Annotated in this window: 9 protein-coding genes; 2 read left to right on the forward strand and 7 right to left on the reverse strand. The window is 73.8% G+C overall.

What is annotated here, in order from left to right:
- Positions 1–52: 52 nt before the first annotated feature.
- The 6 genes from MXD60_RS10285 to MXD60_RS10310 all read right to left on the reverse strand — a co-directional run bounded on the left by MXD60_RS10285 (position 53) and on the right by MXD60_RS10310 (position 6,365).
- Positions 53–793 (reverse strand): glutamate synthase, encoded by a 741-nt coding sequence (locus MXD60_RS10285; protein WP_248818788.1) that lies wholly within the window; start codon positions 791–793, stop codon positions 53–55.
- Positions 781–1,518 carry a class II glutamine amidotransferase domain-containing protein gene (locus MXD60_RS10290; RefSeq protein ID WP_248818789.1) on the reverse strand — a complete coding sequence of 246 codons (738 nt, stop codon included), beginning with the start codon at positions 1,516–1,518 and terminating at the stop codon, positions 781–783. The genes MXD60_RS10285 and MXD60_RS10290 overlap by 13 nt, the downstream gene beginning before the upstream one ends.
- 35 nt (positions 1,519–1,553) lie before the next feature.
- On the reverse strand, positions 1,554–2,909 hold the full coding sequence (glnT, locus tag MXD60_RS10295; protein WP_248818790.1) for a type III glutamate--ammonia ligase: 1,356 nt from the start codon (positions 2,907–2,909) through the stop codon (positions 1,554–1,556).
- 105 nt (positions 2,910–3,014) lie between these two features.
- A complete protein-coding gene (locus MXD60_RS10300; protein WP_248818791.1) occupies positions 3,015–4,406 on the reverse strand; it encodes an MFS transporter in 1,392 nt (463 codons plus the stop codon).
- A gap of 187 nt (positions 4,407–4,593) precedes the next feature.
- A complete protein-coding gene (locus MXD60_RS10305) occupies positions 4,594–5,466 on the reverse strand; it encodes a DUF1206 domain-containing protein (RefSeq protein ID WP_248818813.1) in 873 nt (290 codons plus the stop codon).
- A gap of 86 nt (positions 5,467–5,552) precedes the next feature.
- On the reverse strand, positions 5,553–6,365 hold the full coding sequence (locus tag MXD60_RS10310) for a RibD family protein (RefSeq protein ID WP_248818792.1): 813 nt from the start codon (positions 6,363–6,365) through the stop codon (positions 5,553–5,555).
- Between the two features lie 58 nt (positions 6,366–6,423).
- Here MXD60_RS10310 and MXD60_RS10315 point away from each other — a divergent pair, with 58 nt between their 5' ends.
- Positions 6,424–7,311 carry an exodeoxyribonuclease III gene (locus tag MXD60_RS10315; protein ID WP_248818793.1) on the forward strand — a complete coding sequence of 296 codons (888 nt, stop codon included), beginning with the start codon at positions 6,424–6,426 and terminating at the stop codon, positions 7,309–7,311.
- A 120-nt stretch (positions 7,312–7,431) separates the two neighbouring features.
- On the opposite strand, the gene MXD60_RS10320 is transcribed toward MXD60_RS10315, so the two are convergent.
- Complete coding sequence (locus tag MXD60_RS10320; RefSeq protein ID WP_248818794.1) at positions 7,432–7,980, reverse strand: Hsp20/alpha crystallin family protein; 549 nt, start codon at positions 7,978–7,980, stop codon at positions 7,432–7,434.
- Positions 7,981–8,799: 819 nt separating this feature from the next.
- Between MXD60_RS10320 and MXD60_RS10325 the strand changes: the two genes are divergently transcribed.
- Complete coding sequence (locus tag MXD60_RS10325; RefSeq protein ID WP_248818795.1) at positions 8,800–11,616, forward strand: alpha/beta fold hydrolase; 2,817 nt, start codon at positions 8,800–8,802, stop codon at positions 11,614–11,616.
- Positions 11,617–11,698: the final 82 nt, after the last annotated feature.

Below are 11,698 nucleotides of genomic sequence, written 5' to 3' on the forward strand. Positions count from 1 at the left end.
ACATCATCTCGTACCGGGACATCATCTCGTACCGGGACATCGTCGACTCCCGTCAGTAGGCGGCGTGCTGGGCGGTGTCGAAGTGGTAGAGCGAGCGGGCCGAGGCGACCCGGGTGACGTTCTGCGGGTCGACGTGGTCGAAGCCGGCGTCGGCGGCCAGCGCCCGCACCGCGGCGACGTCCGCGTCGGTGAGGTCCTCGACGCGGGCGTCGGTGCCGAGGCCGCGGACCCGGCCGGCGACGTAGATGACCGCCTCGTAGAGCGAGTCGCCGAGCGCCTCCCCGGCGTCGCCGCCGACGAGGATCGTTCCCGCCTGGGCGAGGAACGCGCAGTACCGCCCGACGTCCCCGGCCACCGCGAGCCGGCCGCCCTTGAGCGAGATGCCGGCGCGCAGCGACGCGTCGCCCTCGACGACGACCAGGCCGCCGTGCGCGCTGGCCGCGGCGCTCTGGCTGGCCGCACCGCGCACCCGGACCGTGCCGGACATCAGGTTCTCCCCCACCCCCCAGCCGGCCGGCCCGTCGACGTCGACGTCGGCCGCGGCGCCGAGGCCACCGACGTAGTAGCCAGCCGGGCCCGCGATCCGCACCCGGATCGCCCGGCTCAGCCCGACGGCGAGGTTGTGCCGGCCGGCGGGATTCACCACCTGGGCCCGCGCACCGGCCGGCAGCGCCCGCAGCGCCGCGTTCACGTGCCGCGTCGACATCACCGCGAGGTCGAACACGACCTCGTCGGCGCTGTCGGCGCTGTCGGCGCTGTCCGGGTCGTGCACCGCCGTGGTCAGCTCGCCCACAGGTAGACCTCCTCCGGCTCCGGTTCGAACACGGTCGCGTCGGCCAGGCCGGGCAGGCCGAGCAGCGCCCGGTACTCCGAGACCATCGCCACCCACTGGTCGGTCTCGGCGATGATCGCCGGCTTGCAGCCGATCGGGTCCCGCACGACGGCGAAGCTGTCCGCCGTGGTCACGGCGAGGGTGAAGAAGCCGTCGAAGGTCGCGGTGAGTCGGCGCAGCGCGGCGGCGAGGTCGTCGCCGGCCCCCAGGCGGGCCGCCAGGTAGCGCGCGGCGACCTCCGAGTCGTTGTCCGTCTCGGTGGTGACCCCGGCCGCGGCCAGTCGGCGGCGGATCGTCGCGTGGTTGGCGAACGACCCGTTGTGGACGAGGCAGAGCTCTGTACCGTCCAACGGCATACCGCCCGGCGGCGCGGGGCTTCCGTCCGCCGCCGGGGCGGTGCCGGCCACGAACGGATGACAGTGGGCCGCGGTGACCGCGGACTCGGTCGCCATCCGGGTGTGCGCGAGCGCGCGCAGCCCCGTCTGGCCGGCCAGGTCAATGCGGTCGGCGAAGGCCAGCGGGTCGCCGACGTCCTTGCGCACCCGCAGGCCGCCCGGGTCGTGGATGGCGACGCCCGCCGAGTCCGGGCCGCGTTCGGCGACGCCGCGCAGCATGCCGGTCACCATGGAGCCGAGCCGCTCCCGCAGGGCGTGGTCCTTCAGGTGCAGGCCCGCGATGCCACACATGGCGCCTCCCCGGCTGATCGGTCCGCGGCGTCGGGTCAGAACGCCGTGAGGTAGCGGTCGACCTCCCACGCGCCGACCTGGCTGTGCCACTCCAGGAACTCGGCGCGCCGGCGGGCGGCGTAGTAGGCCGGGACGTCCCCGCCGCCGCCGGCCACGGCCAGGGCCCCGGTCAGCACCGGGTCGACGGTGAAGGCCTCGACGGCGTGCAGCAGGGTCGGCGGCAGCTCGGCGGCGCGGGCGGGCAGCCCGCCGACTCCGCCGGGGTCGCCGACCGGGCCCGGATCAAGTCCCGTGTCGATGCCGTCGAGCCCGGCCGCGATCAGCCCGGAGATCGCGAGATAGGGGTTGGCCGCGCCGTCCACCACGCGGATCTCCACCCGGTCGCCGTCAGGCACCCGGATGAGATGGGTCCGGTCGTTGCCGCCGTAGGTGGCCCGGGTCGGCGTCCAGGTGGCGCCGGAGTTCGTCGCCGGCGCGCCGGTCCGCTTGAACGAGTTCACCGTCGGGGTGAGCAGGGCGAGCAGGGCCGGGGCGTGGCTGAGCACGCCCGCGACGAACGAGTACGCCAGCTTGGACAGGCCGAGCCCGCGGGGATCGCCGGCGTCGGGGAACAGCGGCTCCGACCCCGCCCACAGCGACATGTGCAGGTGCATGCCGCTGCCCGTCAGCCCGCCGAACGGCTTGGGCATGAAGGTGGCGGTCATCCCGCGGCGCTCGGCGATCATCCGGACCAGGTAGCGGAAGGCGATGACCCGGTCGGCGGTGGTCAGCGCGTCGGCGTGGGCGAAGTTCTGCTCGAACTGGCCGTTGCCGTCCTCGTGGTCGTTGGCGTAGTTGTCCCAGCCCAGGCCGTTGAGTGCCGCGGAGACCTCGGTGAGGTGGTCGTACATGCGGGTGAGGTCGCGGGCGTCGTAGCAGGGTTTCGCCGCCCGGTCATCGGCGTCGGCGGGCACGATCGAGCCGTCGGCGGACCGGCGGACGAGGAAGTACTCGCACTCCGCGCCGACCCGCAGGGACATCCCGGCGGCGGCGAGCCGCTCGGCCATCCGGCGCAGGATGATCCGCGGCGCGTACGGCCACGGCGCGCCGTCGACATGCGGGTCGCACTGCACCATGGCGAGGCCGGGCCGGACGAACGGCAGCGCCACGTACGAGGTCGGGTCGGGGATGGCGATGATGTCCGGGTCGCCGGGGACCTGGCCCGTGCCGCCGGCGGCGAAGCCCGCGAAGCCGACACCGTCGGCCTGCGCGCGGTCGAGCGCGGCGGCCGGGACGAGCTTCGCGCACGGCTTGCCGTCGAGGTCGACGAAGGTCGCGAGCACGAACGTCGTGCCGTCGGCGGCCGCCCGCTCGGCCAGCGACACCTGCGCCGCACCGGACTGCTCGGACACGGTCCACCACCCCCGCGACGTCTCCCCGCATGAATCACCGTCAACTGGCATTCGACGAGAGGTCGATGTCGCGAGAAGGACGCGGTCGTAACGATCCCGTAACGATCAGTTCTGGCCGGCTGGCTCCGGCTCGCCCCGCGCGCGGGCGCGGGTCATCGCGGCCCGGGCGTCGTACCGGACCAGCGCGGGCACCGCGGCCGTCGCCACCGCCAGCGCGCCGATGCACGCCAGCCCGCCGCTGACCACCGAGAACACCGGCGAGACCGCCGCCGCGATGCCGCCCGCCTCCAGGTCCCCGAGCCGCGGGCCGCCCGCGACCACGACGAGGAACACGCCCTGCAGCCGGCCGCGCATCTCGTCGGGGGTGGAGACGTTGAGGATCGCGTTGCGCAGGATCGCGCTGACCATGTCGGCGGCCCCGGCGACGGCGAGCAGCAGCACGCCGAGCGCGATGTCGTGGACGAGGCCGAACGCGGCGATCGCGCCTCCCCACAGCACGATCGAGACCACGACCGCGAGCCCCTGGCGCCGCAGACCGCCGAGCGGCCTGGACAGCCCGGCGGCCAGCAGGGAGCCGACGGCCACCGCCGAGTACATCGCGCCCGCGGTCACGCTCCCGCCGCCGAAGCGGGTCTCGGCAAGTTCCGGGAACAGTGCCCGCGGCATCCCGAAGACCATCGCGATGATGTCGACGACGAACGTCATCAGCAGCACCGGCTGGCCGCGGAGAAACCGCAGGCCCTCCACCACGCTCGCCACCCCGGCGACCCGCCCGCCGCCCAGCGGCGGCATCGCCGGCAGCCGCGCCAGCCCGTACATTGGCGCCGCGAACGTGGCCAGATCGACGGCGTAGGCGACGGAGAACCCGCCGAGGGTCAGCGCGAGGCTCGCGACCAGCGGACCGCAGACCGCGGCGGCCATGCTGCCGATCTGGGACAGCGCGGACGCGGCCGGCAGGCTCTCCACCGGCACCAGGTTGGGCGCCATCGCCCGGCGCGCCGGCTGGTCGACGGCCAGCAGCGCCGACTGGACGGCGACGAGGCAGAACAACGGCCAGGCCACGGTGTCGAGCGCGCCGCTGGCGCTCAGCAGCAGGAACAGCGCCGAGACGACCGCGAGCGCACTCGAGGTGATCAGGGCGAGCCGGCGGCGGTCGACGGCGTCGACGATCGCGCCCCCGAACAGACCCCCGGCGACCAGCGGCACCAGGCCGACGACGCCGACCAGCCCGACCTGGAACGACGACCGGGTGATGGCGAAGACCTGCAACAGCACCGCGGTCGCGGTGATCTGGGAGCCCAGGGCGGAGACGGTCTCCCCCAGCCAGAGCCGGCGGTAGGCCGGATGATCTCGCAACGGGGAGACGTCCGCGAGCAGGCCACCGCCCACCCGGCGGCGCCGAGCCGGCCCAGCGCCGACGGCGACAGGGCTGGCGACGGGGCCGGCGACGGGGCTGGCCTGGCCGTCGGCCACCGCGCTGACCTGACCTTCGGGCACCCTGTCGTCCTGGCCTTCGGGCACCCAGGCGCCTCCGCTTTCGGCGATCCCGACGGCCCCGACGGCCCCGGCGGCCCGTCGGTCCGCCGACGGCGCGGCGGGCAGACAGGACGCTACCCGGACATCGCACGCCGACCGTCCGAAACGGCGCCGACCGGGCTGAGGCTCACCAAGGCGCCCGCGGGGATCAGAGCTTGTGGTACCGGGCCTCGAAGAACGAGTACACGCCGAACAGCGCCAGGCCGACGGCGCACAGGGTGAGCAGCCACTGGCCGTACGCCTGGCCGGCGAGGGTCTTCAGCGTCCCGTCGAGGCCCTTGGCCTCCTTCGGATCGAACTCGATCGCCGCCTTGGTGACGAACACCCCGGCCAGCCCGAAGACCGCGCCGCGCACCACATACCCGACCATGCCGGCGGGCTTGGCGATCTTGCGGGCGAACGATCCCATCTCGCCGGTCCTGAGCTTCTCCTCGAACTTCCGCTTGGCGCCCCGGACGATCATGCCGATGCCGATCCCGACGACGACGAGCCCGACCAGACCCACCAGCACCCGGCCGGCGTCGTTGCGCATCACCCGGGCCGTCCACGGCGCCGGCTCGCCCGACCCGCCGCCACCACCGGAGACGAGGAAGCTGATCGTGCTGCCGGCGATCGCGACGTAGACCACGCCACGGCCGGCGGAGACCAGCCGCCTGACGGTCCGCTTCTTCGCGTCGCTTTCACCCTGCTCGCCGACGGCGGCGTCCAGCAGCCGCCAGAGTCCGTAGCCGAGGAAACCGATGACGAGGACGACGAGGACGACCGAGCCGAACGGCTTGTCCTTGATCTCGCCGAGGGCGCCGGCCCGGTTCGTCTGGGCGTTGCTCAGCCCGAACGCGACCTGTCCGGCGAGCACGCCGATGAGGACATAGACCAGTCCGCGACCAGCGAGTCCGACGCGGGCGGTGAGGTCGAGCAGGCGGCTGTGCCGCGCCGAGTGGGCCGCGTCCCGCGCCTCGTTCGTCGCCTGGCCGCCGCCGCGCGCGGCCTGCCGCAGTCGGCCGCCGGTCTGCACCGCCACTGTCACCACTCCCTCTCGCACCACCCGACCGGGCGGTCAGGCGGGACTGATTCCCGCCCGGGCAGTGACAAAACGGAACGCGGCCGTCAGCGTGACACGGGGACCAGATAGCGCAGGAGCACCGCGTCTTCGAGCTGGCGGACCTCGGCGAGCCGTAGCGGAGCGCCGACGCCGTGGGGGAAACGCCCCGGTCCCACGAAGGTCGGCGCGGCCGGATCCCCGACGAAGAACGGCGCGACGACCAGGTGCAGTTCGTCGACGAGTCCGGCGGTGAGGAAGGCCGTGTGCACCGACGTGCCGCCCTCGACCAGCAACCGGCGGACGCCGCGACCAGCGAGATCGGCGAGCACGTCCGCGACGTCCAGCCGTGGCCCGCCAGCCAGGACCACCGTGGTCAGCCCGCCGCCCGCGACGACCCGACCGCCCGCGCCGACCGGCCCGACATCGACCGGCCCAACACCGGACGGCCCAACACCGGACGGCCCAACACCAGCGGGACCAGCACCAGACGGCGCCGGCCGGTAGACGACGACCTCCCCGGGGCCGGCGAACACCCGCGCCGTGGGAGCGAGCTGGCCGCTCGCGGTCAGCACCACCTTGAGCGGGCTCGGCGGCAGGCCGGCCGCGACCCGCGCCGCCCGGCGCCCGGCGTCGCGCACCGCGAGGCGCGGATCGTCCCGGCGCACCGTCGCCGCGCCGACCAGGATCGCGTCGCAACCCGCCCGCACCTCGTCGACCCGGTCCAGGTCAGCGGGCCCGGACAGGATCAACCGGGCCGCGGCGGCGTCGTCGATCCGGCCGTCCAGCGACATGGCGCAGCTACCGATGACGTAGGGGCGGCGCGCCGCCGGGCGCCCGCCGCCCACGGCCCGCGGACCTGTCTCCACGCGGCCGATCATCGCACGCGGGTGGAGCGGTGCGCGGGCGCTACCGAGCGCGGTACTACCGTCATCACCTGTGCGGATCGCGACGTGGAACATCAACTCTGCAAAGGCCCGGCAGGCCCGGCTGATCGAGTGGCTGGACCGCGCCGAGCCGGACGTGGTGTGCCTGCAGGAGACGAAGCTGTCGGACGGGGCCTTTCTCGAACTGTTCGACGAGGATCTGTTCCGACGCGGCTACCGGTTCGCCCACCATGGTGACGGCCGCTGGAACGGCGTCGCGATCCTGTCGCGGGGCGGCCTCGACGACGTCGTCCGGGGCCTGCCCGGCGGCCCGGGCTTTCCCGACCCGGAACCACGGGCGATCGCCGCCACCTGCGACGGTGTCCGGGTGTGGTCGCTGTACGTGCCCAACGGGCGGACCGTGGACGACCCGCACTACACCTACAAGCTGGCCTGGCTCGCCGCGCTGCGCGATGTCGTCGTCGCGGAGAGCGCTCACGGACCGCTGATGACGCTCGGCGACTTCAACATCGCCCCGACCGACGCGGACGTCTGGGACATGGCGCAGTTCGAGGGCGCGACGCACGTGACTCCCGCGGAGCGGGACGCCCTCGCGAGGCTCACCGCCGCCGGCCTGACCGACGTCCTGCGCACCCGCTGGCCCGACGACGTCGTGTACACCTACTGGGACTACCGCCAGCTCTGCTTCCCGAAGAACTACGGGATGCGGATCGATCTCACCCTGGCGACGGCCGACGTGGCCGAGCGGGTCCGCGCCGTCTGGGTCGACCGGGCCGCGCGCAAGGGCACCGGCACGAGCGACCACGCACCCGTCGTCGTCGACCTCGACACCGCACCGGACGGGGACGTGGGGCCGATGGTGCCGCCGCCGTCCGCCCGCGGGTCCTCGGGGCGCTCGGGCACCCGAGCAACGGCGGACGGCGCGCCGCGCCGACGATGACGGCGCGTCGGGTCCGGACCGCGGACCGGCCCGGACCCGACGCCGCGACCTGACCAGGCCGCCCGCGACGCACGGTCCGCGAACGGCGCGGACCCACGAAGGACCGGACCCGACCGGCCGTCACGCTCCTGGCGCGGCCTCGACGCCGGCCTTCTCGTCCGCCGACCCGGCGACGTTCTCGACGCGCGCGCTCTCGACCTCGCCCGGCCGCGCCGCGGTGACGGCGATCCGGGTGGCCTTCGGCTCGACCGCCGCACCCGCGAGCCGGATGGTCAGCACACCGCGGTCGTAGCCGGCCGAGATCCGAGCCGCGTCCACCCGCTCCGGCAGGCGGAACTCCCGGCGAAAGCTGCCGCTCCACCGCTCGCGGTGGACCCGTCCACCGCGCTCCTGCTCCCGCCGGCCGCCCCGCTGACCGCGGACGACGAGCCGGCCGCGGTCGATCTCCACGGCGACGTCCCGCTCCACGTCCACACCCGGCACCTCGAGGCTGATCAGAACATCCTCTCCGTCGGTGACGACGTCGGCGGTCGGAACCGCGAACTCCGCCGGCCGGGTCCGACCACCGGCCGCCGAGCGGCGGGTACCCCACCCGCGCCGGACGATCTCGTCGAAGTCCCGGTCCAACCGACCCAGGGCGGCAAACGGCTCCCACACGTAGGTGCTCACAACTGACTCCCTTACCTGCTCTCGCACTTCGCGGACCGGCGGACGCACGCTCCCGCCCCGGCCGTGACAACCCGTCGGGCCCAGGCTGATCGCGCGTGCCGTTCATGTTTTGTGAGTCTAGTCGACTCAACCTTGGCCAGGCAAGCGAGCGCAGGAATCCGACCCTGGTGACGCCCCGCACGCCTGGGGGCGATCGCGTGGGTGCCTCTGCGCGAGCTGGCGAAGGGGGCGCCCAACCCGGCCCGCGTACCCAGATCGAACCGGCGGACGGACGCGCGCACCGACGCCGATCACCGTCGGCCGACGGGTCCACAGCCCGACCAGCGGGACACCCGGCGAGAACCGCACGGCGGCCCCAACCCGGCCTTCCGTGAGCAGTTTCCGGGCAATCGATCCAGCGCCGAGGGTGACTGGCGGGAGCCAGATCCGGAATAGTCGGCGACCGCGGATCATCGACCGGTCGATGGACCAACGCCCATTAACGCCAGGTAAACGCACACCTCCATCGCGTTACGAGGGAGTCGATAAAGGGTGTGGGTGCAATCGTGGTATAAATTCCGTCGCTACGCTGGACTGCGTACTGGGGGGCGGTTCGTGTACATCGAGCGAGCGGTTACGGGGACACGCGCCTGTTCCCGGCGGCTCCGCCCGGGCCGACCCATTCCCGCCCGGCGCCCGCCCGTCACCGCAACCGCTGGCCCACCGCCCGGATAGCGGCGGCCGGGATGCCTGCGGCGGGTCCCCGTCCGGTCGCGCGACCGAATCATCCGTCGCGGCCAGCGGTCCTGGCGACGGACGCCGGCAGCACAGGACGAAGGAGTGGCATTGAACGACAGCGATCGGCGCGCACCCCTCGCGGTCGCCGCGCCCGGGAGCGACGTCCGTCTCCCCACGCTGGACCTCCACGCGCTGCCGGACTCCGTGGTGGGGCGGTTCCGTGAGGTCGCGGGCCACCTGCCGGACACCCCCGCGCTGGTGTCCCCCGGAGTGACGATGACCTTCGCCGAGGCCGATCGGCGCACGGACGACATCGCGGTCGCCATCCTGGGCCGGCTGGACGCGACCGAGTTCGGCCCGGTGGCGACCCTTCTTCCGCACGGTGTCCCCGGCCTGCTCGGCCTGCTGGCCGCGATGAAGACCGGCCGGCCGGTCGTCCCGCTGGACCCGATGGTGCCCGCCGAACGGATGGCGCAGATCATCCGGCAGGCCGGCTGCGTCGCCCTGGTGACCGATCTTGGTGACACCTCCGTGGCCCGCTCCACGGTCGGCCTGCGGCCGGTCGGCGCGGCGGGTGCCGACCAGGCGGCCTCGACGGTCGATGCCGGACCCCTGCTCGGCCTGTTCACCGACGACGGTCCCCGGCTGGTGCTGGACCTGGCTGCGGCGGCCAGCGACGGCTCGGAGTGGATCGCGGCGAACGGGGCCGACGCGGTCTGGTGGCCCGAACCGCGCCTCGACGAGCCCGCCTGCGTCGTGTTCACCTCCGGCTCCACCGGCGCGCCCAAGGGCGTCGTGTGGACGCACGGCACGTTCCTCAGCGAGGCCTGTGCCGGCGCCGAGCGACTCGGCTTCGGCCCCGGCGACCGGCTGGCGCTGGTACTGCCCTACTCGTTCGCCGCCGGCATCACCGTCGTCGTGTTCGGCCTGCTCAACGGCGCCGGCCTGTACGCCTACGACCCGCGGTCGGCGGGTCTGCGCGGCCTGGCCGACTGGCTCGTCACGCAGAACCTGACCGCCCTGCTGACCACGCCGTCGCTGCTGCGGGCGCTGCTCGGCGTGCTCGACACCGGCGAGTCGCTGCCGGGCCTGCGGCTGGTGGCCACCGCCGGGGAGGCCGCCTACGGCCGGGACATCGCCGCGCTGCGCACGCACATCGCGGCGACCTGCACGTACGTCAACTGGTCGGGTGCGTCGGAGATCGCCTCCCTGGGGTTCCACGAGATCCCGCCGGGCGCCCCGGTGCCCGAGGGCACGATCCCCGGCGGCCGGCCCGCGCCCGGCAAGGAGGTGCGCCTGCGCCGGGAGGACGGCTCGTTCGCCGAGCTCGGCGAAGCCGGTGCCATCGAGGTGACCTCGGCGTACCTGTCCGCGGGTTACTGGCAGAACCCCGAGCTCTCAGCCGAGAAGTTCACCCCGTTGCCGGACGGTCGGATGACCTGCCGCGTCGGCGATCTGGGCCGGCTCGAGCCGGACGGCACCCTCGTGCTGCTCGGCCGCCGTGACGCGGCCGTGAAGATCCGCGGCTACCTGGTGGAACCCAGCGAGGTCGAGGCGGCGCTGCTGCGCTCACCGGAGATCGCCGAGGCCGTCGTCACCGCCGTGACCAGCGAGGACACGCCGAACCGCCTGGTCGCCTACATCGTGCCGGCGGTGCACGGCAACACGTTGTCGCCGGCGCGCGTCCGCCGCGCGCTGCGCGAGCGCCTCCCGGTCTGGATGGTGCCGACGACGATCGTGCCGCTGGCGGAGCTGCCCCGTAACGAGCGGGGCAAGATCGACCGCGGCGCGCTGCCGCCCCCGCCGGCGCCGCGGGTGTCCGCCCGGCCCCGCAGCCAGTGGGAGATCGTCGTCGCGGACATCTGGCTCCGGGTCCTGGACCTGGACGAGGTGTACGTCGGGGACGACTTCATGGAGCTCGGCGGCGACTCGCTGGCCGCGAACGAGCTGCTCACCCTCGTCACCGAGCGGCTCGGCGTCTCGCTGCCGTCCTCGACCCTGGTCGACACGCCCACGCTCGGGGCGTTCGCCCACGCGGTGTCGCTCGCCCAGCAGGCCGGACCGCGCCATCCCACCGTCGTGCCGCTGCGCACCGCCGGTACCCGCCCGCCGCTGTTCTGCTTCGCCGGGGCGGGCGCGCTCGCCCTGGGTTTCCACTCCCTGGCTCGCCGGCTCGGCGACGACCAGCCTGTCTACGCCTTCCAGGCACACGGTCTGGAGCGTCGCGGCTTCCCGGACTGGAGCGTCGAGAAGACCGCACGGCGCCACCTGGAGATCATCCGCGTTCTCGCGCCGCGGGGTCCCTACCTGCTCGCCGGGCACTCCCTCGGCGGACTGATCGCGATGGAGATCGCCCAGCAGCTCGCGGCGGCCGGCGAGGAGGTGGGGCTACTGTCGATCATGGACACGTACCTGCCGTCCTCCCTGCGGATCGACCCGGAGGACGAGGACCCGGCCGGCGGCGCGGGCGGCGGCGGCACGACAGGCGCGCAACCCGGCGCGCAGGAACACGCCCGTTCCCACCGTTCCCGGCTGGCCCGGTTCACCCAGCGGCTGATGCCGGAACAGCGGGCGAACTTCGCCAACATCGCGACTCTGAAGAAAATGGCGCAGATTCCGCTCACCGGCGTCGTGAACTTCGGTGGGCTGGAGCAGTTCGAGGTTTTCTTCAATCACGGCCGGCTGCTGGAACGTTTCTACAAGCCGCGCGCCTGGGCCGGGCGAGCGATTGTCTACCGGTCCGCCGAGAACCCGGACCCGGCCGACGCCTGGTCGGCCTACCTGACCGGCAGCCACGACATCCACTACGTGCCCTGCGAGCATTTCTATCTGCTCCGGGAGCCGCACGTCATCAAGATTTCGGAACATTTCCGTGCCGAAATCGACCGGGTGGTCGCCGAACACACTGCCGGCGCCTGACCGACCTGAGGCCCGACCGACCCACGAGGCGGTTCCGCCCGCGCCGGCGGGCGGGCGGCGCGCGGGCGGCCCCCCCCGCCGC

It is taken from the genome of Frankia sp. AgB32, assembly GCF_023243045.1.
Classification (GTDB): domain Bacteria; phylum Actinomycetota; class Actinomycetes; order Frankiales; family Frankiaceae; genus Frankia.